Origin of the sequence: Epilithonimonas mollis (assembly GCF_900142325.1) — a bacterium.
In the GTDB taxonomy this organism is placed as follows: domain Bacteria; phylum Bacteroidota; class Bacteroidia; order Flavobacteriales; family Weeksellaceae; genus Epilithonimonas; species Epilithonimonas mollis.
This window is the reverse complement of the sequence record NZ_FRAM01000002.1, coordinates 249,023-271,505: the sequence shown is the minus strand read 5'-3', so window position 1 is coordinate 271,505 and position 22,483 is coordinate 249,023. Positions and strand designations below refer to the sequence as shown.

General features: G+C 36.3%; 24 protein-coding genes. 15 read left to right on the top strand and 9 right to left on the bottom strand.

Annotated features, from left to right (window positions below; all coding sequences use genetic code 11):
* Positions 1-3 precede the first annotated feature (3 nt).
* The 3 genes from BUA97_RS08690 to BUA97_RS08680 are packed head-to-tail and all read right to left on the bottom strand — an operon-like array spanning position 4 to position 2,974.
* The gene (locus tag BUA97_RS08690) at positions 4-1,173 is read right to left on the bottom strand and encodes a hypothetical protein (RefSeq protein ID WP_072997467.1); all 1,170 of its coding nucleotides are present in this window, start codon (positions 1,171-1,173) and stop codon (positions 4-6) included.
* Positions 1,174-1,196: 23 nt separating this feature from the next.
* The gene (locus tag BUA97_RS08685) at positions 1,197-1,964 is read right to left on the bottom strand and encodes a DUF4129 domain-containing protein (RefSeq protein WP_072997466.1); all 768 of its coding nucleotides are present in this window, start codon (positions 1,962-1,964) and stop codon (positions 1,197-1,199) included.
* Between the two features lie 20 nt (positions 1,965-1,984).
* Complete coding sequence (locus BUA97_RS08680; protein ID WP_072997465.1) at positions 1,985-2,974, bottom strand: stage II sporulation protein M; 990 nt, start codon at positions 2,972-2,974, stop codon at positions 1,985-1,987.
* 20 nt (positions 2,975-2,994) lie between these two features.
* Between BUA97_RS08680 and BUA97_RS08675 the strand changes: the two genes are divergently transcribed.
* A complete protein-coding gene (locus BUA97_RS08675; RefSeq protein ID WP_072997464.1) occupies positions 2,995-3,744 on the top strand; it encodes an RDD family protein in 750 nt (249 codons plus the stop codon).
* An 84-nt stretch (positions 3,745-3,828) separates the two neighbouring features.
* On the opposite strand, the gene BUA97_RS08670 is transcribed toward BUA97_RS08675, so the two are convergent.
* The gene (locus BUA97_RS08670) at positions 3,829-4,305 is read right to left on the bottom strand and encodes a type III secretion system chaperone family protein (RefSeq protein ID WP_072997463.1); all 477 of its coding nucleotides are present in this window, start codon (positions 4,303-4,305) and stop codon (positions 3,829-3,831) included.
* 100 nt (positions 4,306-4,405) lie between these two features.
* Between BUA97_RS08670 and BUA97_RS08665 the strand changes: the two genes are divergently transcribed.
* From BUA97_RS08665 to BUA97_RS08630, 7 genes are all read left to right on the top strand, one after another.
* Entirely contained in the window at positions 4,406-4,819 is a 414-nt protein-coding gene (locus tag BUA97_RS08665; RefSeq protein WP_072997462.1) for an energy transducer TonB, read from the top strand.
* Entirely contained in the window at positions 4,806-5,546 is a 741-nt protein-coding gene (locus BUA97_RS08660; RefSeq protein WP_072997461.1) for an energy transducer TonB, read from the top strand. Before BUA97_RS08665 ends, BUA97_RS08660 begins: the two co-directional genes overlap by 14 nt.
* 116 nt (positions 5,547-5,662) lie before the next feature.
* Positions 5,663-7,099, top strand: coding sequence for a tRNA (N6-isopentenyl adenosine(37)-C2)-methylthiotransferase MiaB (gene miaB / locus BUA97_RS08655; RefSeq protein ID WP_072997460.1), 1,437 nt, complete (start codon positions 5,663-5,665; stop codon positions 7,097-7,099).
* A 468-nt stretch (positions 7,100-7,567) separates the two neighbouring features.
* Complete coding sequence (locus BUA97_RS08645) at positions 7,568-8,854, top strand: sigma-54 interaction domain-containing protein (protein WP_072997458.1); 1,287 nt, start codon at positions 7,568-7,570, stop codon at positions 8,852-8,854.
* 1 nt (position 8,855) lies between these two features.
* A complete protein-coding gene (locus BUA97_RS08640) occupies positions 8,856-9,536 on the top strand; it encodes a DUF4013 domain-containing protein (protein ID WP_072997457.1) in 681 nt (226 codons plus the stop codon).
* Positions 9,537-9,538: 2 nt separating this feature from the next.
* Positions 9,539-10,087, top strand: coding sequence for an LptE family protein (locus tag BUA97_RS08635; protein WP_072997456.1), 549 nt, complete (start codon positions 9,539-9,541; stop codon positions 10,085-10,087).
* 4 nt (positions 10,088-10,091) lie between these two features.
* Positions 10,092-11,873 (top strand): hypothetical protein, encoded by a 1,782-nt coding sequence (locus BUA97_RS08630; RefSeq protein ID WP_072997455.1) that lies wholly within the window; start codon positions 10,092-10,094, stop codon positions 11,871-11,873.
* Between the two features lie 31 nt (positions 11,874-11,904).
* Here the strand turns inward: BUA97_RS08630 and BUA97_RS08625 are convergent, their stop codons facing one another.
* Entirely contained in the window at positions 11,905-12,726 is an 822-nt protein-coding gene (locus tag BUA97_RS08625) for a GLPGLI family protein (protein WP_072997454.1), read from the bottom strand.
* Between the two features lie 249 nt (positions 12,727-12,975).
* Between BUA97_RS08625 and BUA97_RS08620 the strand changes: the two genes are divergently transcribed.
* The 7 genes from BUA97_RS08620 (at position 12,976) to BUA97_RS08590 (ending at position 18,675) form a co-directional block, all read left to right on the top strand.
* Entirely contained in the window at positions 12,976-13,305 is a 330-nt protein-coding gene (locus BUA97_RS08620) for a HesB/IscA family protein (protein ID WP_072997453.1), read from the top strand.
* Positions 13,306-13,309: 4 nt separating this feature from the next.
* Positions 13,310-14,758: a Fe-S cluster assembly protein SufB gene (sufB, locus tag BUA97_RS08615; RefSeq protein WP_072998539.1), complete on the top strand. Its 1,449-nt coding sequence runs from the start codon at positions 13,310-13,312 to the stop codon at positions 14,756-14,758.
* A gap of 37 nt (positions 14,759-14,795) precedes the next feature.
* Entirely contained in the window at positions 14,796-15,539 is a 744-nt protein-coding gene (gene sufC / locus BUA97_RS08610; protein WP_072997452.1) for a Fe-S cluster assembly ATPase SufC, read from the top strand.
* A 49-nt stretch (positions 15,540-15,588) separates the two neighbouring features.
* The gene (sufD, locus tag BUA97_RS08605; RefSeq protein ID WP_072998538.1) at positions 15,589-16,896 is read left to right on the top strand and encodes a Fe-S cluster assembly protein SufD; all 1,308 of its coding nucleotides are present in this window, start codon (positions 15,589-15,591) and stop codon (positions 16,894-16,896) included.
* A 69-nt stretch (positions 16,897-16,965) separates the two neighbouring features.
* The gene (locus BUA97_RS08600) at positions 16,966-17,487 is read left to right on the top strand and encodes a hypothetical protein (protein WP_072998536.1); all 522 of its coding nucleotides are present in this window, start codon (positions 16,966-16,968) and stop codon (positions 17,485-17,487) included.
* Between the two features lies 1 nt (position 17,488).
* Positions 17,489-18,334 carry a tetratricopeptide repeat protein gene (locus BUA97_RS08595; protein ID WP_084081294.1) on the top strand — a complete coding sequence of 282 codons (846 nt, stop codon included), beginning with the start codon at positions 17,489-17,491 and terminating at the stop codon, positions 18,332-18,334.
* Positions 18,331-18,675 carry a tRNA-binding protein gene (locus BUA97_RS08590; protein ID WP_072997451.1) on the top strand — a complete coding sequence of 115 codons (345 nt, stop codon included), beginning with the start codon at positions 18,331-18,333 and terminating at the stop codon, positions 18,673-18,675. Before BUA97_RS08595 ends, BUA97_RS08590 begins: the two co-directional genes overlap by 4 nt.
* A gap of 18 nt (positions 18,676-18,693) precedes the next feature.
* Here the strand turns inward: BUA97_RS08590 and BUA97_RS08585 are convergent, their stop codons facing one another.
* From BUA97_RS08585 to BUA97_RS08570, 4 genes are all read right to left on the bottom strand, one after another.
* Positions 18,694-19,038 carry a DUF1801 domain-containing protein gene (locus BUA97_RS08585; protein ID WP_072997450.1) on the bottom strand — a complete coding sequence of 115 codons (345 nt, stop codon included), beginning with the start codon at positions 19,036-19,038 and terminating at the stop codon, positions 18,694-18,696.
* The gene (locus tag BUA97_RS08580; RefSeq protein WP_072997449.1) at positions 19,038-20,876 is read right to left on the bottom strand and encodes an ABC transporter ATP-binding protein; all 1,839 of its coding nucleotides are present in this window, start codon (positions 20,874-20,876) and stop codon (positions 19,038-19,040) included. The genes BUA97_RS08585 and BUA97_RS08580 overlap by 1 nt, the downstream gene beginning before the upstream one ends.
* Positions 20,877-20,930: 54 nt before the next feature.
* Complete coding sequence (locus tag BUA97_RS08575) at positions 20,931-21,860, bottom strand: M28 family peptidase (protein WP_072997448.1); 930 nt, start codon at positions 21,858-21,860, stop codon at positions 20,931-20,933.
* 120 nt (positions 21,861-21,980) lie between these two features.
* The gene (locus tag BUA97_RS08570) at positions 21,981-22,370 is read right to left on the bottom strand and encodes a DUF4293 family protein (protein ID WP_072997447.1); all 390 of its coding nucleotides are present in this window, start codon (positions 22,368-22,370) and stop codon (positions 21,981-21,983) included.
* Between the last annotated feature and the right edge of the window lie 113 nt (positions 22,371-22,483).

Sequence of the window (22,483 nt, the reverse complement as noted above, 5' to 3'; positions counted from 1 at the left end):
TTGTTATTTTAATATTTGGTCAATAAGCTGATTCATCCTTATCAAATCCTCCTTCATCACACTCGCATACGGATTTTGTCCTTTCTGCACCAGTTCTACAGCTTGCTTTATCAGTTCTATATTTTTTCCGGTTTTTAAATGTAATTTATGGATAAATTGCTCATCCAGATTTTGAGTGTCAATCAGCAGATCCATCCTTACTTTACTCAAAAAAAATTGTGCTTTTTTCGCCATCATCTCGTGGAAATCGCCTTCCTGAAGATATAGATTTCCGATACTTCTGATAAACTCAACCGAAGTGTTCTTCAGAGGTTCTGTTACCGGAACTATTCTTTGTTTCCTCTTGGCATTAAAAAAAACAAAAATTATCAACCCGAGAAGCAGGAGATAACATGCATATTTCAATGGCTGACTGCTCAGTATAAACCGCATTGGCGACATCGACAAAGGCGCATCATTCTCCATAAACCAAATCGTTTCCCTGTCCGGCAGGTAAGAAAAAACGCTTTCTATATATTTATTTTTTGAATTTAGTAGATAGTAGTTCGTCAAAATCAACGGTTCAGAATGAATATAAAAATGGCCTTTCCCGAAATTAACCTTGATAAAATTAGCATTGATGGAACTGCGGTTATTATTTTCTTTATGCAGGGTTTTTCCAAGAACTTCGATATCATTTCTGATGTAAGAAAACCCTTTGTTGTCAGGAAGTTTATCAATGAACAATCGGTGGTTAGACAATTTTTTATCCGTCAGCTGCAGATAATAATTACTCTCGAAACTGACCGTTTTAAACCTGAATCCCAAAGTATCCCGCAACGGCGCCGTAGTTTTATCAGTAAACCACATCACATCAGACCCGTTAGAGACCTCATACATAATGTATTCCCAGGAAACATCGTCAAGTTCTTTCTGGATAACCAGAATATTATGAGGTTTTTTTTCGTAATTTTCCTCATAATAATTATAGGGCGAAACCCGGACTTTCTCTAATTTTTTGTTGAATAAATCACGGGATTCCTGATTAAAGATATACAATCCAAATGGTGTCTTCTTATCAACATCATAGTTTTTGCGCCAGTCCAGAACAGGTTTTTTGCCCAGTTGAAACAGCCCGACAGTGATTAGGATCAGGATGAAGATGAGAATGTATATTTTGAATGATTTATTCATTGATTTCTAAATTGACAAGATTGTCAGAATTTTCCAAAATAGGCTTTAAAGTGCTGATAATCATTTTCTTTTGTTTCCAATTCGCCGTACCATATATAATCGTAGATAAAAATAATTCGCCGGAAATCTTCCTGCAGATTTTTATTTTTCAGTTCCTTTAGATAGTCCCGGTTGGTTTTTTCGGGATTCCAGCTGATCAGGTTTTTGTCTGCCAGTTTTTTTAATGAAAAAAGGAAATGATAACGGATGGCCGAACGGTAATTATTTTCATTTTCAAATTTCCTGATGCTTTCCGGAAAATTGATCTCGTGTATATTTTCCTTGATATCATTACCAATGATGTTAATTTTTTTATTCTTTTTCCCGAATAAAAAATTACCGTCTTTTGACATCAAATATCTTATCAGAATGAATAACAGAAAACCAATAATCAAAATCCCGAAGAAGCGTAAAAGATTGGCAGTGTAATTACCCGCTTTTTTCGGATCGATGTTTTTGAACAGCAATTCTGCAATTTTCCGTTTGATCAGCTCCCAGACTGATTCTTTGGGTTTCTGAACTTCATAATTGAATCCGTCGTCTTTATATTTGCTTTTGAAATTTGGATCGAATTTTTTTGGATAAAGTATGTTATCTGTAGAATAATTGCTTTTGACCAAAGAGTCTGCCTCGATAAAGATGTCAGACTCTGCAGAATCCGCAACCACAAGGTTTTCCACTTCTTCGTATTGTGAAGAAGTGAGTGTTCCGGACAAAGAAAAAATTAGCAAAAGAAAAACTCTGAATCTCATTTATTTTTAATTAATACAGATCACATTTTCTTTCCTGAAGCAATTGCATTTTGGTCTAGTTTTTTTATGACAATATGAGGATAAATAAAATAATAAAAAGCGATAAATGACAAAGTCCCGAATATGATAATGATATTCAGTATCAACGGCATTGTCTGGGCATATCTGGTAACAAAGCCTTCTATGATACCTGCAAAAATGGTAAACGGAACAGTGCTGAGATAAATTTTAAAACTCTTCCGAAACCCGATTTTGAAAGATTCTAACCGTGACAAAGTTTTTGGAAACAAAATAGAAGCACCAAGAATCAATCCTGCCATTGCTTCTACAACCATTCCAAAAATCTCGAATGCGCCGTGAAGCCAGATTCCTTTTGCACTTTCCAGCAAGACATTCTGTGTTTCGAATAAAAACTGAAATGCACCCAGCATAATGCTGTTCTTCATCAACGCATACAAAGTCCCGATTCCGCCAGAAATCCCATAAATATAAAGTTTTGCACCTACAACCAGATTGTTCACAATGATCATAAGCGATGTGCTCCAGCTGGCGCCGCTTCCGTAGATAGCTGTCGGATCGCCTTTTTTAATATTTTCCAAAGTTTGGTTTACATAACCTTCGCCCAAAATCAACGTTGCAAAATCTTTATCATAGACAGACGAGATAACGCCAATACCTACAAAAAGAATGAAAAAAACAAAGGCATAATAAAGATAGCGCCGGTATTCATATACGGTGAGCGGAACTTCCGTAAGAAAAAAGTGCCTGATTCTGTTTTCCTCGATTCTTTTGGTTTTATAGATTTTCTGAAAAACCTGTGACGAAAGAAAATTAAGATATACCGTCGTTTTACTTTTAGGATAATAAGTCTGGGAAAATGAGAGATCATTGATAAGATTGATGTAAAGCGATGAAAGATCATCCGGATTTTTTTTCATTTTTCCGCTGATCACCTGCTCTATTTCCAACCATTTTGCTTTATTTTGCTTTATAAAAGCCACTTCTCTCATAACGCTAAAATAGTAAAAATATGAATCAAATTGCCATTAATACTTCGCAAAATGTAAATGTTAATTTTACGCTAGCAGGTGTTGGAGAGAGAATCATTGCTTTCTTTATCGATTGGCTTATAAAAGGTATTTATCTTTTCATCCTGTTTTGGTTTCTTGGCAGTATCATGGATTATTCTGAGTTTATGAATGGAATGGACAACTGGTCTGCCGGTGCTTTTTTATTAATTATTACATTCCCTGCTCATATCTACACATTGGTTTTGGAAAGCCTGATGGAAGGACAGACATTCGGGAAAAAGCTGATGAAAATAAAAGTGGTGAAAATAGATGGCTACCAGGCAAGTTTCGGCGATTATCTTATGCGTTGGATTTTCAGATTAGTAGACATCTCGGTATTTGGAATTGTTGCCCTGGTCAGTATAATCGCATCCAAAAATCACCAGAGACTGGGCGATATTGCAACGGGCACGGCCGTGATCTCTCTGAAAAGCAATGTGAATATTTCGCACACAATTTTGGAACAATTAAAAGAAGATTATGTCCCGACTTTCCCACAAGTTATTTCACTGACTGACAATGATGTAAGGATCATCAAAGAGAATTTCCAGAAAGCATTGAAGTCTGATGACCGCCAGATCATCACACGTCTATCCAATAAAATCAAGTCCATATTGAAACTCGAACCCGATCCACAGGAATTGACAGAGAGGCAGTTTATTAATATTATTATCAAAGATTATAACTTTTATACAGGTAAGGATTCTTAGGAATAAAATCAAAAAAAACAGGATAAAAACCAATCTATCCCGTTCTGTAATTTAATTTTAAATCTATGAGTTAATGGTTGTCCGTTATAAGATCAACATTTCTGTATCCTTCTGTAAAGCAAGTGTAATGGTATCACGGAAGAGATTGATCGCTTTTACCAGATTTGAGAAAACAAAACCTCCTTCACACATAAAATAATATGTCACAGCAAATGTTTTGCTAGAATCATCATAATCGAATCTTGACATGGCCACTTCCCTGTTCAGTTTATTTGTAAGTTCGGACGCTTTGGAATAGGATGTCCCTTCCTTACTTTTATAAGTCACGGTGAACGTAAGATAACCTTTACTCTTGTCGTTATAAATCAACCAGGTGAATGTGTTTTTAATTTTCACATAATCTGTCCCTGTAGACACGACCGTGATTCCGGCATCATCCATCATTTTTTTCAGTCCATCGACTGTGATTTCATCCATTTTCACAACCTTCTGTGAAAAAGCTAAAGTCCCTGCGGATAATAACATTACGAGGAACAGTCTGAATAATAGTTTTGTTTTCATTACATTTTAGGTTTATTGTTTGTACAAATTTAAAATGTATAAGCTTAATGGGGAATACGTCATTTGTCGTATATTTGTAATAATAACCAACTCAAATAAAATGGCGAAATATCTTTTTATCATCACCTTATTATTTTTCTGTCCTCAATTTTATACGCAGACAAAAGACGCCCCGGAAATCATTCAGCCAAACCGGCGGGCAGAGTTTCCGGGCGGCGAAAAGGCTTTCCGTGAAGAATTCATGAAAATGGTTCATGCGTATGTAGATATTACCGCCTATGCTGTAAACGGAAAATTCTCCTTTATTTTAACTATTGATGAAAGAGGAAAAATGAGCGAACTGAAGATCTATCCGAAAGTCAGAAACGATACAGAATTCAAACAGGATATGAATTTCGCAATGAAGCGCATTAAGAAAAAATGGAAACCAGCCATTAAAGATGGTGTTCCCGTGAGTTCCGATATTATTTTCGAAATCAATTTCACATCCGATCATTCAGATGAAGAGTATTAAAACCATGAAAACGAAGTTTTTTATTTTACTGCTGTTTTCAGTTTTTTTACGCATTTCTGCCCAAGAAAAACACATCGGATTTCCTAGAGACCAGCATAAATATCTAGGTGGAATGGAGGGTTTTTATAAAGATTTTCACAAGATTCTTATTGATAAAAAATTAAAGCCGTGTGATAATAAAAAAGAATTTTACCATGCACCTGTTCTTATAAAATCTTTTGATTCGGTGGAATTATTAGAGAACAAATCCGCTCAGGAAAACAAATGCTCTTTTGAACTCACTAAGGAGGTTTTAAAATATATGGACAATTGGATGCCTGCAAAAATTGACGGAATAGAGACTCCGGCGGTAGCTGTAATAAACATCTATCCGGACGACCTGTTTGACAACTATAAAGAAGGCTACAACTTTTTTAACAAAGACTATGAAAGTTCCGACTTTGACATCGATGAGTTCCGGAAAAAAATTGCAAATCAAATCAGCTTAGATAATTTTAATTTTAAAGGTAGCGGAAAATTAACTATTGTAACGAGCTTCATTGTCAACACAGAAGGCAGATTAGAAAAGCTCAGAATAGAGAAAAGCTCTGGTTCTCAAAGATTCGACGAAATGGTTATGGATGCTATAAAAAGAACCCAGAAAAACAAAACCTGGAAACCTGCAAAAACGCACGGGATGCTAATTAATACAAACTTTAGTTTTCCTTTGACTATTTCTGTAAGATAAAGGATACCCTTAACGCCTGCCATTTTGTCACAATATTTTGTATCTTTGCGGATTAAACCTAATATTTAGAATCAAGGCTGAAAATCTAACTTCTAAATCTAATATCTATTATAAAAGTGCAGGAAAAATACATAGACGAAACTAAACAAGGAGAAGCATTCGCCATCGCTGAAAAACCGGAGAACGGTAAAAAACTGTTTCTGGAAAGCTACGGTTGCCAAATGAACTTCTCTGATTCCGAAATTGTTGCATCCATCCTTAATGAAGAGGGTTACAACACAACACTCAACCAGGAAGAAGCAGATCTGATTCTGCTCAACACCTGTTCCATCCGCGAAAAAGCTGAGCAGACTGTGAGAATGCGCCTTTCCCAGTTTAAAAATCTTAAAAAAGAAAAACCCGGTCTTACCGTCGGCGTGCTTGGATGTATGGCAGAACGCCTGAAAACCAAATTCCTGGAGGAAGAACAACTGGTCGATCTGGTTGTCGGTCCGGATGCCTACAGAGATTTACCCAATCTTCTTAAAGAAACCGAAGATGGAAGGGATGCCATCAACGTAATCCTATCGAAAGAAGAAACTTATGCAGACATCAATCCTGTTCGTCTTGGAGGAAATGGCGTCACAGCTTTCGTTACCATTACAAGAGGCTGTGATAATATGTGCACATTTTGCGTCGTTCCATTCACAAGAGGCCGCGAAAGAAGCCGCGATCCGCATTCTATAATTGAAGAATGCAAAGACCTGTGGAACAGCGGTTACAAAGAAATCACATTGCTTGGGCAAAACGTTGACTCTTATCTCTGGTATGGAGGTGGTCCAAAAAAAGATTTTGCAAAAGCGTCTGAAATGCAAAAAGCAACTGCAGTAGATTTCGCACAACTACTTGATCTCGTTGCCAATGCGGTTCCGAAAATGAGAATCCGATTCTCAACGTCTAATCCTCAGGATATGAACATCAATGTTTTTGAAGTGATGGCGAAGCATAAAAACATTTGTAAATATGTGCATTTGCCAGTTCAGAGCGGAAGCGACAGAATCCTTGGGCTAATGAACCGCCAACACACCCGGCAGGAATATTTGGATCTAATCAGAAAAGCCAAAGAGATCGTTCCGGATATTTCTTTTTCACAGGATATGATTATCGGATTCTGTACGGAAACCGATGAAGATCATCAGGACACGCTTTCATTGATGAGAGAGGTCGAGTATGATTACGGTTACATGTTCGCATATTCGGAAAGACCGGGAACACCTGCCCACAAAAAAATGGAAGACGATATCCCGGCCGATGTGAAGCAAAGACGTCTGGCAGAAGTGATTGCTTTGCAGGGCGAATTGTCCAGAAAAAGAATGCAAAGTTATGTGGGAAGAGTTCACGAAATTTTGATTGAAGGCGTGTCCAAAAAGAACAAAAACCAATGGAAAGGAAGAAATTCCCAAAATGCGGTTTGTGTTTTCGATATGCTGGAAGGGCAGAAAATCGGTGACATTGTTTCAGTTTTTGTCCACGGGAACACGCAGGGAACGCTTTTGGGAGAAACGGTTTCTTAATAAAGACAAGTTGTTAATTAAATGAGATTTGAAATTATAGAAAGAAAAAAGAATTATTTGGGACTAATAACAAACTCCCAAAGGGCATTAATTGCTTCATTTTTATCTATTTTTTTAACATTAAAATTTATAGACAGTCAATATACAGACTTTGTAATGTTATTTTTTCTTTTCATACTTTTAGGAATAATTGCATGCCGCTACATGGATTATGAAAAAATAAATTCAAAAGTTATCGGTGATTTAATAATTGACAAGAAATATATCTTGATTTAATCAAAGATTAATTTTAAATCCATTCACTCTATCAAATAGATATTAATCATTATTTCAGCGAATTACAAAGTAAGGGTATTAATGATTTTTATAAACCACAATATTATTACATATAATAAGAGCGAATTTTTAATAAATAGTAAAATTGATTTTCTAAATTTAAAAGATTTTACTTTTTAACCAAATCTAAAAATGGCAGACTTACAATCTATAAAAACACGCTTCGGCATCATCGGAAATTTTCCGGCGCTTAACCGTGCTCTGGAGAAATCGATTCAGGTGGCTCCGACGGATATTTCCGTTCTCGTAATCGGGGAAAGTGGTGTCGGGAAAGAATTTATCCCAAAAATCATCCACGCTGAATCCAGAAGAAAACACCAGCCTTACATCGTGGTAAACTGCGGTGCAATCCCGGAAGGAACTATTGACTCCGAATTATTCGGTCACGAAAAAGGGGCATTTACAGGCGCGACATCTACCAGAAAAGGTTATTTTGAAGTCGCTGATGGCGGGACCATTTTTCTTGATGAAGTCGGCGAACTGCCTTTGCAGACGCAAGTCCGTCTGCTGAGAGTTCTGGAAAGCGGCGAGTTTATGAAAGTCGGCTCGTCTCAGGTTCAGAAAACGAATGTAAGAATCGTGGCAGCAACCAACGTCAATATGATGAAAGCCATTACGGACGGGCGTTTTCGTGAGGATTTGTATTACCGTTTGAACACTGTTCAGATTGACATGCCTGCTTTGCGCGAAAGAAAAGGCGACATCCATTTGTTATTCAGAAAGTTTGCGATAGATTTTGCTGAGAAATACAGAATGCCTGAATTGAAACTGACTGATGATGCAGTCTCTTATCTAGAAAACTATGCCTTCCCGGGAAACGTCCGTCAACTCCGGAATCTGGTAGAACAGATGACCGTTGTGGAGCAAAACCGCGAAGTCAATTCTGTAAAACTAGCTGAATATATTCCGATGAATGCTAATCTTCCGGCTGTTGTACAGAAAAGCTCCGGCGAAAACGCCGGTTCAGATTTTGGGTCGGAAAGAGAAATTATGTACAAGATCCTTTTTGATATGCGGAATGATATTAATGATTTAAAATCATTAACTTCGGAGCTGATTAAAAACCGGGGGAATGTGGATCTGAGTTCTCAGGAAAAAAATCTGATTAACAGAATATATACGCCTGAAACCCAGACTGCCAATCCGAACTCCCTGCTTTATTTCGAAAACAATCATCAGAAAGAAGTTCATCATCCGACAATTATTTCCGACAATGATGATCATCATTATAATGATGTGGAAGACATCGAAATTGAAGAAGCAAAACCTGAGTCTCTGTCGCTTCAGAACAATGAAAAAGACCTGATTATCAAAGCTTTAGAAAAACACAAAGGCAGAAGAAACCGAGCTGCGGATGAATTGGGAATTTCGCAAAGGACACTTTACAGAAAAATAAAACAATATAATCTAGAAGAATAAAATGGAGTACGTAGAATCTAATAATTATAATAAAAATTTTAACATAGGAAGATATATTTCCGGAGGGATTGATCTTTTTAAAAAAGATCCGAGCGGTATTTTTGGTGCTTTTATATTAGTATTAATTATGAGCTTAATTCCTTTTTGTAGTCTTTTGGCTGTAGGAAATTTCTATAAAGTCTGCCGAGATGTTGAAACTCACGGCAAAGCTGACAGTGGAAAAATATTCAATTTTGATGATTTTGTGCCTTATTTAAAATTTATGTTTTTACTGTTTATAGTCGTTTTTGTTATGATTATACCTATTCCCGTTTTCCTCTTCCCGATTTCTCTTCTGACCTCAGACGAAAGCGGCACGGTTTCTAATATTAACGCAGCAATGGTTGCCGGTGGATTTGGCTTCTTTATCTTATTTTACCTGGTTTTTCTATTTGTTATATCTATTGCAACTTATTATTTTATACCTCTTGTTGCACTTAAAAGATCCCATGATGTCAGGAAAAACATTTCTATTTCGTGGACACTTGCGAAGAAAGACTTCTTCAGTATTTTTGTTTTCATAATCATTTCTGGGTTTTTATCACAATTAGGAATTCTTGCTTGTGGAATTGGTTTATTTTTAACTATTCCTATTGCACTATGCATGAGATATAAATCTTTTGAAAAAATACTCAGTTTATAAATATGAGGAGTAAAAGATTATTTTATATCAGTTTATTGAGGTTTTTGGGAATCATTTTTTTCTCAGGCATTATACTTAATTCCTGTTATTCTTTCACAGGGTCATCGCTGAGTCCGGAAATGAAAACGGTAAAAATTAATACTTTTCCAAATAATGCCGCAAACAACCTTCCTAGTCTGAGCCAGGATTTTACGGTTGCTTTGCAAAATCGTTTTCTCCAAAGAACAACACTGAAAGGAGCTGTGGAAAATCCGAATCTTCTGATAGAAGGAGAAATAACAGACTATAACATCACGCCAACTAGTGTCGGGGCTGCGACTACAACAAACGCAGGAAACACAATTCAGGCGCAGCAAAACAAGCTGACAATCACGGTGAAAGTACATTATGAAAACAATATCGATCCTAAACTGAGCTTTGACAGAACCTACAGTGATGAAGCCGTTTTCAACAGTGACCTGGATCTGAATGCGATCGAAACAGCCCAGGTAAGAATCGTGAATGACAGAATAATCAACAAAATCTTCAATGACATTGTAGCCAATTGGTAAAGTAATGAATACTAGAGTTTTAGAATTAATAAAAAATCCGAAAATAATAACCGAAGCCGATCTGGGAATTTTAGAATCCGAATCGGAAAAATTGCCTTACGCACAAAGTATAAGAGCACTTTATCTGTACGGCATCAATCTCTACAGACCGGGAAATTATAAGGAAAATCTCTCGAAAACTGCTGCTTATACTACGGACAAGAAGATTCTTTACCAGTTTATTAATTCTGAAAAAAATGCAAAAAAAGAAACCGTTTCCAAACCTGTTATTTCAGTAGAAAATCAATCTGTCGAAGAAATAAATACTGAAAAAATAAAACCAGCCGAACCGGAACTGGTTGCCAATATAGAAAATACAGATAACAATTCTGTTCTGAATAAGTTTGATGTCGAAAAAATCATTGCAGCAGAAAACATTCAGAACCAGGAATTCATTGTGGTGAAGGGCGAGAAAAACCGTTTGCTATACGAAGGCGAGGAAAACTTCCTTGAGGAAAAAATGCAGGAAGTAGATTTGGAAGCCAGCAAAGAATCCGGCCAACTTATTCTTAAAGAAGCAACAAAAGTCCCTGAAAAACAAACTATTACAGACGAAAATCTGCTTGATAAATTAACTGTTAATTCCGAAATTAATAATGAAAATAAAATTAATCAAGAGATAAAATCTTATGAGCCGGCTGAAGCAGAACCTGAAATTTCTTCCAAAGATATCAGCTTCAATGGTATCCAGGATTTTCTTCCGGAAGTGAAATTTTCTGTTCCGAAAAATCATCTGGATTATCTGAATCCGCCAAAAAAAGAGAAATCAGAGCAAAAACCGATCGAGAAAAAACCTGTCGTCAGAGCAGAATTTAAAGATACATTTTTAGAAAATATTTCAGAAGATGATATTGATAAAAGCCAGATCAGTTTTGAGAATACGCAATCATTTGAAGTTTCTGAACCGACAAAAATTAGGGAAACAGAAATAAAATCAGAAAATCTAATTCAGGAAAAAGCTGAAGAGAATCAGATTAATTTTGAAAACACCCAGAGGTTTGAAATTGTTGAGGATCAAGCAAAACCTGCGGAGGATGAAATCCAACCAGAAATTACTAAAACAACAGTTGAAGCGCAGGAATCAATTTCTGAATGGAAACCAATGTTATTTTCGGCGAATATTCCAGATGCTTTGATTGCTAAAAGCAAACCTGAAGAAAGAGAAATTCCGAAAATCATTACGAAAACTAATTCTACTCCAACCTTTGAAAAAGTTGAAGAAACGGAATTCAAACCTGAAATCAATGCACCAGAATCACTGAAAGAGGAACATAAAATTGAAACTTCCGAAGAAGAAAGACCAATTCTGAATGTTTCTTTTTTCGGAAATGACGTTTCGAAAATTGAGGAGAAAATGGAAATCATTTCCGTTCCGGAAAAAATGGAAACAAAAGAAATTTCCGCCAGCAACGTTGGAACTTTTATCAATACATGGCAGAGCTGGTTGAAAATTGATCATCCAAAAACTGAAGAAAAGCAGGCAAAAACAAAAGAAAAAATCATAGATAATTTCATTGAAAGTAACCCAAAAATATCTCAGCTAAAGGAAGAAAGCAATTTTGTAATCAAGGAAAAAAAGGACGACATCTCTCACCTGATGACGGAAACGCTTGCAAAACTTTATACAGAACAAAAGCTTTATACAAAAGCGATCAAAGCCTACGAAATACTTTCTGAAAAGCATCCGCAGAAAAAAGATTATTTTCTGGAAAGGATTCAAGAAATCAAGGAATTAAGAAAATCATAAAAGCAAAATGTCCCAGAGCCGGGACATTTTTTTATTTCAATTCTATTGGATTATTTCTGCTTTTGACCTCAGCTTCCATTCTTTTCTGCATTTCCTGCATTTGCTTTGGATCCATTCCGGGTCTGTTCCCACCGCCTCTTCCAGCTGGTCCACCACCACTATTTCTTTGAGCATTGATGAAACTCGCCGGATCCTTCTGGAATTTTTTCTCCATATCCGCATATTTATTTTTAGAAAGATTGATGTACTGTCCTCTAGTTTGCGGTTGCTGTATTTCTGCAATTTTCTTGGTTTGCATCAGGTCAAAAGAGTAATCGCCTTTTGCATCCTGAGCTTTTACAATCAGTCCCGGCAAACCGGAAAATTTATAAGGTCCGTCCTGCAAAGGAACTTCTTGTGTGAACCAAGCGTACCAGGTTCTTCCACCAAATTTGGTTTCGGCTTTTTGCGTTTGATAATCTCCTATTTTCACAGTTTCCGGCAAAATTTTCCATTGAAAATCCGGTGATTCATTGTAAGAGTACTGATCTCTTCCGATTCTTGATTTATAAACCAGACTTTGGCTGTTAAGATCCTTATCAATACTGAAATTGATATTGCTTCTGAGATTTTGCATTTGTGTTCTGTCAAAATTTTTAGTCGCTCGCATTCTTTCCATCACGGAATCTCTTTTCAAAGAATTTTCTGCGTAGAAGATAGACTTTTTACCGTCCGTATCCAGATAAGCCAGTTCCGTTTTCTTTTCTGCATTGGTAGAGTCCGGCGTCATCGATACCTGGTAGATGAATCTTGTACTTTGCTGAGCCATCAAAAACGGCATAGAAATGATGCTTAATATTTTTAATATTTTCATGTTAACATTAAAATTGGAATAAATTTAACTGATGTTTTGATTGTTAAAATTAAACAAAGTTAATTCTAAGAAAAAATCATTATAAGCCATTGGCAAATTTTATAACTTAATTAACATTTAACCTATTGACTATCAGCGTTAATTTATTTTCAGTTGCTTTTCAAAAATCACTAAAATAGATGCTGTCAATTTGAGAATGCGGAAATTAGTTCGTACTTTTGTAGACTAAAATCAGTCTAAATAAAAACAATGATAAAAGTAAGCGATCAGGCAAAATCAAAAGCAGCTCAGTTGATGACTGAAGAAGGCTTCAACCCTGAGACTGACTATATAAGAGTGGGCGTAAAAAGCGGCGGTTGTTCCGGCCTGGAATACGTCCTGAAGTTTGACAATGTGAAAAATGAGACCGACCAGATCTTTGAAGATAATGGTGTACGGGTAATCATCGAGAAAAAGTCCATCCTGTATCTTGCCGGCACGACACTGGAATATTCCGGCGGTCTGAATGGGAAGGGTTTTATTTTTAATAATCCGAATGCGGCAAGAACTTGCGGTTGCGGAGAATCTTTTAGTTTATAAAAATATGTCAAAATATACCGAAGACGACCTGAGAGTCGATCTCGAAAATCAAAAATACGAATTCGGATTCGAAACGGATATCGAGTATGAAGATTTCCCGATTGGTCTGAATGAAAATATCATCCGTGCGATTTCTGCCAAAAAAGAAGAACCGGAATGGATGACCAACTGGCGTCTGGAGTCTTTCCGAATTTGGCAGAAAATGGAAGAGCCGGATTGGGCCAATATCAAGTACCAAAAACCTGATTTTCAAGCAATCAGATATTATGCTGCGCCAAAGGCAAAACCAGAATTGGCAAGTCTTGATGAAGTTGATCCTGAATTATTAAAGACTTTTGCGAAATTGGGAATCAACATCGAAGAACAAAAAAGATTAGCGAATGTTGCGGTTGATATTGTGGTGGATTCAGTATCCGTAAAAACGACGTTTCAGGAAACTTTGAAGGAGAAAGGCATTATCTTTTGTTCAATTTCCGAAGCTATCAAAGAACATCCGGAATTGGTGAAACAATACATCGGGAAAGTCGTTCCAAGAGGCGATAATTTCTACGCAGCTCTGAATTCCGCAGTTTTCTCTGACGGAAGTTTCTGCTACATCCCAAAAGGTGTGAGATGTCCGATGGAATTATCAACTTATTTCCGTATCAATCAGTCTGGAACAGGACAATTCGAGAGAACATTGGTCATTGCCGACGAAGGAAGTTATGTTTCATATTTGGAAGGTTGTACTGCACCATCGAGAGACGAGAATCAGCTTCACGCTGCTGTTGTTGAATTGATTGCAATGAACGATGCCGAAATCAAATATTCTACGGTTCAGAACTGGTATCCAGGCGATGAAAACGGAAAAGGCGGGGTTTTCAACTTTGTGACGAAACGTGGCCTTTGCGAAAGAAATGCCAAAATCTCTTGGACTCAGGTAGAAACCGGTTCTGCAGTAACCTGGAAATACCCGAGCTGTATCTTGAAAGGTGATAATTCGGTTGGTGAATTTTATTCAATCGCTGTAACCAATATGCATCAATATGCAGATACAGGAACGAAGATGATTCATATCGGGAAAAACACTAAATCAACCATCATTTCGAAAGGAATTTCGGCGGGAAAATCTAACAACTCTTATCGTGGTTTGGTAAAAGTAATGCCAACTGCAAAAGGAGCGAGAAACTTTTCCCAGTGTGATTCTTTACTGATGGGAAATGAATGTGGCGCACACACTTTTCCTTACATCGAAATCAAAGATCCGACAGCACAATTGGAACATGAGGCTACAACTTCAAAAATCGGAGAAGACCAGATTTTCTATTGCAACCAGAGAGGAATTGATACAGAAAGAGCGATTGCATTGATTGTGAATGGTTTCAGTAAAGAAGTTTTGAACAAACTTCCAATGGAATTTGCAATCGAAGCTCAGAAGTTGTTGGAGATTTCCCTGGAAGGTTCTGTTGGATAAAATTTAAAAATTAAACACAAGATATTAAGCATATATAATGTTACAAATCAAAAACTTACACGCCAAAATTGAAGATGGCGCAGAAATATTAAAAGGAATCAATCTTGAAATAAAACCAGGCGAGGTTCATGCTATTATGGGACCAAATGGCGCAGGGAAATCCACACTTTCTTCTGTAATTGCAGGGAAAGAGGATTATGAAGTGACTGAAGGGAACATTCTTTTCGAAGGTGAAGATATCGGTGAAGATGCGCCTGAAGAAAGAGCGCACAAAGGCATTTTCCTATCGTTCCAATATCCTGTGGAAATCCCTGGCGTTTCTGTGACCAACTTTATCAAAGCAGCACTGAATGAAACCAGAAAAGCAAACGGACTGGAAGAAATGGGCGCAAAGGAAATGTTAGGATTAATCCGTGAAAACTCTGAGAAATTGGGAATCAAGAAAGATTTTCTTTCCCGTTCTTTGAACGAGGGATTTTCCGGAGGTGAAAAAAAGAGAAACGAAATTTTCCAAATGGTAATGCTTAATCCAAAATTAGCGATACTAGACGAAACCGATTCCGGATTAGATATTGATGCATTAAGAATCGTAGCAGACGGCGTTAACAAATTCAAAAATGAAGGAAATGCAGTTCTGTTAATCACGCATTATCAAAGATTGCTGAATTACATTCAGCCGGATTTTGTTCACGTTTTGGCAGATGGAAAAATCATCAAAACAGGAGACAAATCTCTTGCTCTGGAACTGGAAGAAAAAGGTTACGATTGGCTTTTAAACTAATTCGGATTTCATTTTAATCTTCTAATCGATGCAAAATCAAACCATTACAATGGCTTTATTTGAACAAACAATAAATACGCATTCTTCTTTTTTAGGAACGCTTCAACATTCTTTTTTGGATGAAAACAGAAAAACCGCTATTCAAAACTTTGAATTGAAAGGCTTCCCTACCAAAAAAGATGAAGAATACAAGTACACCAATATCAAAGAAATCACGGAAAAAGAGTACAACTTTTTCCCGACAGAAGAGCACAATATCTCGAAAGAGCAACTGGATGCGCTTCATCTAGGCGAAGAAAACTTCGACAGAATTGTTTTCATCAACGGAAAACTTCATAAAGAATTTTCAAAGATTTCGATCGGCAATGCGGAGTTTCTCTCATTCAGTTATGCCCTGAATGATTCTGCGCACAAAGAAGCTTTTGACAAATATTTTAACACGATTGCCAACAAAGATTTGGCTTTCACGAATCTGAATTTGGCTTACTGTAACTTTGGATTTTTCCTGAGAGTTCCAAAAAATGTAGTGATTGAAAAACCAATTCACATTTTTTATCTGTCTCAAAATCAAAACGAAAACGCTTTTTATAACACTAGAAATTTACTGATTGTAGAAGAAGGTGCAAAGGTAGAAATCATAGAAAGCCATCACAATCTGGACGAATCTTTCGTGCTAACGAATTCAGTGACAGAGATTTTCACTTACCAAAATGCAAAAACGGATTGGCACAAATTGCAGAACGACAGCGACACTTCTTACTTAGTTGACCACACGTTTGCAAAACAGGAAAGAAATTCTTTAACTACTGTGAACACTTTCTCCTTTGGAGGAAAATTGGTTCGTAACAATCTGGATTTCATTCACAACGGCGAGAATATTAACTCGTTTATGAATGGCATCACGATTATCGGCAAAGACCAGTTGGTAGATCACCACACTGCCGTTCATCATAACACACCAAATTGTGAATCTTACCAGAATTACAAAGGCATATACAAAGACAAATCTCACGGTGTTTTCAACGGAAAAGTGTTCGTGAACAAGATTGCTCAAAAAACCAATGCATATCAACAAAATAATAATATTTTGCTGGACGAAGGCGCTTCCATCGACACAAAACCTCAGCTGGAGATTTTCGCAGACGACGTAAAATGTTCGCATGGTTGTACCGTTGGACAGCTGAACGAAGACGCGATGTTCTACCTGAGAGCTCGTGGGATTTCCAAGAAAGAAGCCAGAGCATTGTTGCTTTACGCTTTCGCCAACGATGCGATGCAAAACATCGATATAGAGCCACTAAAGGTCAAAGTTTCCAAACTCCTCGCAGAAAAGCTTGAGGTAAGTATGGAATTCTAGAAACTTTTAGATAAATAATTTAATCCCGGAATATTCTGGGATTTTTTATTTTTGATAAAAATATGAATGATGAATTACGAACGATTACAATCTAATATTAATGCCTATAAAAAAACCGGTGAAATCCTGGAAGCTGCGAGATTCCTAATCCATCAATTTAATTTGGATGATGAGAATTTTGCCGGATTTGGTTTCAGAGAAGAATTAGAAAAGGAATCCATTCTCTTGACAGCCAATGGCGAAATCGGAGAAATGCAACATGTGATGATTCCCAAAAACATTTTCGATTTTGATTTGACTTTGGTTCTCAATATGCTCGCCCACGAGATGTTGCACGTTCGCCAAAAATCGCCAAGAATGATGATTCTGGACAAAAATGAGCGCGAATGGCAGGCTTATTACGAAATGCTTTTCCATACCAATTTTCCACAAATCCCAGAACTGTCGGATTATTACAAAAATTTCTTCGGCGAAAAAGCATTGATTTATTATTCAAGAATGGGCGAAGGAAGCGAACTTCAATTAAAATATTTGGAGCAAAAACTTGAAGTTGAAAAGTTCTTGCAAGACATTAAAAATAAAACAATCTAGTATGAAGAAAATTTTATCACTTCCCATGAACTATAAATTCATAATTATACTCATAATATTTGTTCCAATTATTTTTTCAGCTCAGGATAAGAAAAGTGTTTATGAAAAATATTTAAAGAACGGTGCTTTTAAGTATTCTTATTTTCATCCAAAATATCAGCAATATCTAGATTCGGCTTTGGTTTATTTACCAAAAGATGCTTTTCTCTGGCAACAGAAAGCAATGCCTTTATTCAAGAGGAAAAAGTATGAACTTGGAATGAAGTATCTTGATAATGCTGTTAAAAATGATGACGAATTTGATTCCTATCTTTCTTATCGGGCATTTATAAAATGTATTTTTCAAAAGGATTACAACGTTTCAATTAATGATTTGGACGTTCTGATTAAGAAATATCCAAAAGGTATCATTATGGACCATTCTTATGTCTTTTACAAAGCTCTGTCGCAGATTCAACTGAATCAATATCAAGAAGCTGAAGACAATCTTAAAACTTCTACCAACCTTTTTGCTTCAAACGGGATTGAACCTCATTTTTTAGAATTATTCTACCTCGGAATTACTTTTTATGAAAGAGAAAATTACACTGAAGCCATAAAATATTTTGATGAAAGTCTAAAACTGAATACAAAATTTTCCGATGCTCAATATTACGAAGGAGTAAGTTTATATTATCTCAATAGGAAACCTGAGGCTTTGGAAATTATAAAAAAAGCCCAAGAAAACTTATTAGCAGATAATACAATCACAGAAGATAATAGATTCTATGAAGACTATCCTTATCAAATCAAGAAATGGATGGTGGAAAATTTGGTTGAATCATTAAATGAAAATAAAAAACAATGACAAAACCTGAAATATCCTGGAATGATTTTGAGAAAATCGACATCAGAGTTGGAACAATTATTTCCGTGAATGATTTTGAAAAAGCAAGAAATCCTTCTTATCAATTAGAAATCGATTTTGGAGATTTGGGAATCAAGAAGTCTTCTGCTCAAATCACAGCTTTATATCAAAAAGAAGAATTAATAGGAAAACAGATTCTCGCAGTTGTAAATTTCCCAAAGAAACAGATCGCCAACTTCTTCAGTGAATGCCTTGTTCTTGGAGTTTATGGAGAAAATAAAAGTGATGTGACTTTGTTAAGTCCAAGTTTGCCTGTGAAAAATGGATTGGAAGTTGGGTAAATTCGTTCAATTAAAATTTTATTTGATATAAGTTTTCACTTCATCAAGAATATTGAAAATCAATTCCATTGGCAAATCTTCATCCATATCCAGAAGTAAGATTTTAAACTTTTTTCTACCTTCAGATAAGAGTTCGGGATAATCTACCCTATCGCCGTGATAAAAGCTGAGATAATGTTTTTGATGCTGTTTGCTGTAATAAAAATAGCAAAGCATTTTCTTTTTGTATTTCAAAAAGGGAAGTCCAAAGCTGAAAGTCTCGGTAATTAGTTCATCAGAATTTAGAATCTTTTCTCGGATAAATAAAAGCACACTTCTCGCAGGCTCATCAATTCGATAAAAATATTCCTGAATTGGATTCATTAATCAAAATTCTGAAGCTCAACCAACTTTCGGTAAGTCCCATTTTTCTCCATCAGTTCCTGGTGAGAACCTTGCTCTATGATGTCACCCTTTTCCATTACCACAATATGATCCGCTTTCTGAATTGTGGATAATCTGTGCGCGATAATTAGTGATGTTCTGTTCTCCATCATTTTTTCCAACGCATCCTGTACGTATCTTTCGGATTCTGTGTCCAAAGCAGAAGTTGCCTCGTCCAAAATCATAATTGGCGGATTTTTCAGAACGGCTCTTGCGATAGAAACACGCTGTTTTTGACCTCCGGAAAGCTTGTTTCCATCGTCGCCGATATTGGTGTAATAACCTTCCTGAAGCTGGGAAATAAACTCGTGGGCATTGGCGATTTTTGCAGCTTCTATCACCTGCGATTCGGTTGCATCAGGATTTCCCATTAAAATATTGTTATAAACCGAATCATTGAACAAAACAGATTCCTGGGTTACCATTCCCAAAAGCTTGCGATAATCTGTCAGTTTCAGATTTTTGATATTATGTCCATCGATTAAAATTTCGCCTTCAGGAACATCGTAGAATCTTGCTAAGAGATTGGCAATCGTTGTTTTTCCACTTCCGGATTGACCAACCAAAGCGACCGTTTTTCCTTTTGGTAAAGTAATCGACACATTTTTTAGAATCAAGTTTGATTTTTCGTAATAAAAACCAATATTTTTGAATTCTATTTTATCTTTGATTTCAGAAATCGGTGTTGGATTGGGAACTTCCTCTACTTTTAAATCATAATCCAAAACTTCCGACACCCTTTCCAGACTCGCCATTCCGCCCTGGATCGCAGAGATTGCATTTGACAACCGTTTAGCAGGATCTAAAACCTGGAAGAAGACCCCTATAAATGCTAAGAAAGTCGCAGGATCTTTGTTGGTACCATTAATGATCTCTGTTCCTGCATAATAAGTAATTATCAGCATTGTTACAGATCCCAAAAATTCACTCATCGGAGAAGCTAATTCTCTTCTTCTGCTCATAGAAATGGCGTGGTGTTGCCATTGGTCTGTCGTTTTATTGAACCTGTTTTTCAGGATTTTATCTGCATTAAAAATCTTTATAACCTTGGAAGATTTTAAGGTTTCATCAACCAGAGAGAATAAATTTCCTAATTCTTCCTGAGCAAATCTGGCCTGCTTTTTCAGACTTTTACCTACCCAAGAAATGATCCACCCCATAACCGGGAATACAATTAAAGAAAACAAAGTTAGTTGTGGAGACAGAAGAAACAATGCTGTGAGTGATGAAATAATCATAAACGGTGAATTTACAATATCTACCAACGAGCCCATAATCCCACCTTCAACCGCACCGATATCATTGGAGATTCTAGACATCATATCGCCTTTTCTTTGTTCTGTAAAAAAGGAAACCGGCAATTTCAGAAATTTATCATACATCGATGTGCGAAGGTCTCTTGTGATCCCAACACGATAATTGACCAATAAATAAGAACCAATATAACGGAAAATATTTCTCAGTAAAAAAGCTGCTGCAGTGATAGAACAGAGAACCGCCAGAACTTTGATTCCGCCGTGCTGATCCATATTGATCTGGATGGTGTAATACGCCCAATCTTTGACATAACCGAAATAATCCGCAATTCTGCCACTCCAGACCGGTACTCTAGAAGTATCAACTTTTTCCACAGTTCCGAACATCACGCTAAGGATCGGAAGCAAAGTCCCGATGGAAGCAATCTGTAGCAGGGAATAAAGTATATTGAAAAACATACTGCCCCAAAGGAATTTTTGGTGTGGCCTGGCAATACTGAGAATACGTTGAAATGGTTTCATTAAGAAAAATTGAACCGCAAAAATACGGAAAATAAATAGTTAGTTCATAAGACGTTAAAAATCATACTTTACCTTGTCATTATAAACAGGATTAAAGTTTTTGGTATTCAGCTTTTCAATCGTTTTTGCAAAATTGTTGATGATTGCTGTAAGATTGCCTCCATCCACTATTTTCATATCGTCATTCACAGCATGATAATGGAATGCTTTGTTCATATCAACAGTAGAGATAGAATGAGCGATGATTTTCTTTTTAACGAAATTCACATTATCTGACCTGTAAAATAACTGTTCACCTTGGTAAGGATCCGGATAAACTTTCAGCCCATTTACCGCATTGGCATTGATCAATTCGTCAAAATCAGAAAATTCATCACCTGTCATGAATACGGCGTTTTTCCCAAACTGAGATTCTGTCGCCAGCATTTCGAAATTGAACAGTGCTTTGATTTTATCTAAAATTGGATTCAGATTTTGATTTTCTGCAAGTGCTTTTGAGCCTATCAATCCTACTTCTTCCGCATTGAATGCCATGAAAACCATCGAATAATCCGTCTTCTTATCTTTAAAATAATCTGCTAAACCAATTACCGTGGCAACGCCGCTTGCATCATCATCGGCTCCGTTATAGATATTATCGCCTTCCTTATTATTATTTGTTCCGATATGGTCAAAATGCGCTGAAAAAGCAAGGCTTTTATCTGATTTTCCTTTTTTGACACCACAAATGTTATAACCTTTCTGTCCTTTATATTCAAAAGGAATCAGATAAGAATCTCCTGTACAAAAGGCTAGATTATTATTTTTGAATTCGCTGGCGATATATTCTGCAGCCTTGTCATTTTCGGTCATTCCGAATTTTCTGCCTTTCATCTCATCCGAAGCTAAGGTAGAAACGATTTCTATAACTCTTTCTTTTGAAATTTCCTGTGCGAAAGAAAAAGCAGATAACATAAATAAAAAAGTAATATTTAATTTTTTCATAATTTAATGCTTGTTATTAAGTTAAATATAAGTCTTTATTATCCTGTAATTGTTACTTATTATACGAAAAAACAGCTTCCAAAACGGAAGCTGTTCTCACTCAAAAAAATCGTCGCAGGTCTATCGCAGTCTGTCTACAGATTTTACGAGCCTTTCATCTTTTCTGATGTACATGTTCGCAAGAAGCAGACATATCACAGAAATCAATGGAAAAACCGGCTCAATACCCTTCTCAGGAATCGAGATTCCTCCGGATAGGTTTAGCAGCCAATACGCTAAAAGACCAATCAACAAAACGTTTATAATGATGCTGATGTTATTCAGCAAAATTTGTCTTTTCCTGTTTCTGAAACTAAAAATACTCAACACACCGAATAAAATCAAAATAACCGTGGTGGCATTGATCGTCAAATATCTGCCCAGAATATCGAAATCCTGCGCAGTGATATTCAGGAAAACAGTTCCCAAAACGGCTAAAAATATCCAGACTGTCTGTATTCTTTGTAACATCTTTATTATAAATCTTTTATAAAGCTTATAAATAGGCTGCAAAAATAAAATAATTTTTGCGTAATTCAAAAATTAATGTAGATTTGCATTGTAATTACCTTTTTAAAAATGAT

What these genes read in the sequence shown, in the direction of transcription:
- sufC (WP_072997452.1), top strand. Translation starts at nt 14,796, where the DNA reads ATGTTACAAATCAAAAACTTACACGCCAAAATTGAAGATGGCGCAGAA.
- BUA97_RS08680 (WP_072997465.1), bottom strand. Translation starts at nt 2,974, where the DNA reads ATGAGAGAAGTGGCTTTTATAAAGCAAAATAAAGCAAAATGGTTGGAA.
- BUA97_RS08620 (WP_072997453.1), top strand. Translation starts at nt 12,976, where the DNA reads ATGATAAAAGTAAGCGATCAGGCAAAATCAAAAGCAGCTCAGTTGATG.
- BUA97_RS08685 (WP_072997466.1), bottom strand. Translation starts at nt 1,964, where the DNA reads ATGAGATTCAGAGTTTTTCTTTTGCTAATTTTTTCTTTGTCCGGAACA.
- BUA97_RS08660 (WP_072997461.1), top strand. Translation starts at nt 4,806, where the DNA reads ATGAAGAGTATTAAAACCATGAAAACGAAGTTTTTTATTTTACTGCTG.
- BUA97_RS08630 (WP_072997455.1), top strand. Translation starts at nt 10,092, where the DNA reads ATGAATACTAGAGTTTTAGAATTAATAAAAAATCCGAAAATAATAACC.
- BUA97_RS08575 (WP_072997448.1), bottom strand. Translation starts at nt 21,860, where the DNA reads ATGAAAAAATTAAATATTACTTTTTTATTTATGTTATCTGCTTTTTCT.
- BUA97_RS08640 (WP_072997457.1), top strand. Translation starts at nt 8,856, where the DNA reads ATGGAGTACGTAGAATCTAATAATTATAATAAAAATTTTAACATAGGA.
- BUA97_RS08635 (WP_072997456.1), top strand. Translation starts at nt 9,539, where the DNA reads ATGAGGAGTAAAAGATTATTTTATATCAGTTTATTGAGGTTTTTGGGA.
- BUA97_RS08595 (WP_084081294.1), top strand. Translation starts at nt 17,489, where the DNA reads ATGAAGAAAATTTTATCACTTCCCATGAACTATAAATTCATAATTATA.
- BUA97_RS08670 (WP_072997463.1), bottom strand. Translation starts at nt 4,305, where the DNA reads ATGAAAACAAAACTATTATTCAGACTGTTCCTCGTAATGTTATTATCC.
- BUA97_RS08600 (WP_072998536.1), top strand. Translation starts at nt 16,966, where the DNA reads ATGAATTACGAACGATTACAATCTAATATTAATGCCTATAAAAAAACC.
- BUA97_RS08645 (WP_072997458.1), top strand. Translation starts at nt 7,568, where the DNA reads ATGGCAGACTTACAATCTATAAAAACACGCTTCGGCATCATCGGAAAT.
- BUA97_RS08625 (WP_072997454.1), bottom strand. Translation starts at nt 12,726, where the DNA reads ATGAAAATATTAAAAATATTAAGCATCATTTCTATGCCGTTTTTGATG.
- BUA97_RS08690 (WP_072997467.1), bottom strand. Translation starts at nt 1,173, where the DNA reads ATGAATAAATCATTCAAAATATACATTCTCATCTTCATCCTGATCCTA.
- BUA97_RS08675 (WP_072997464.1), top strand. Translation starts at nt 2,995, where the DNA reads ATGAATCAAATTGCCATTAATACTTCGCAAAATGTAAATGTTAATTTT.
- BUA97_RS08580 (WP_072997449.1), bottom strand. Translation starts at nt 20,876, where the DNA reads ATGAAACCATTTCAACGTATTCTCAGTATTGCCAGGCCACACCAAAAA.
- BUA97_RS08570 (WP_072997447.1), bottom strand. Translation starts at nt 22,370, where the DNA reads ATGTTACAAAGAATACAGACAGTCTGGATATTTTTAGCCGTTTTGGGA.
- BUA97_RS08590 (WP_072997451.1), top strand. Translation starts at nt 18,331, where the DNA reads ATGACAAAACCTGAAATATCCTGGAATGATTTTGAGAAAATCGACATC.
- BUA97_RS08665 (WP_072997462.1), top strand. Translation starts at nt 4,406, where the DNA reads ATGGCGAAATATCTTTTTATCATCACCTTATTATTTTTCTGTCCTCAA.
- BUA97_RS08585 (WP_072997450.1), bottom strand. Translation starts at nt 19,038, where the DNA reads ATGAATCCAATTCAGGAATATTTTTATCGAATTGATGAGCCTGCGAGA.
- sufB (WP_072998539.1), top strand. Translation starts at nt 13,310, where the DNA reads ATGTCAAAATATACCGAAGACGACCTGAGAGTCGATCTCGAAAATCAA.
- sufD (WP_072998538.1), top strand. Translation starts at nt 15,589, where the DNA reads ATGGCTTTATTTGAACAAACAATAAATACGCATTCTTCTTTTTTAGGA.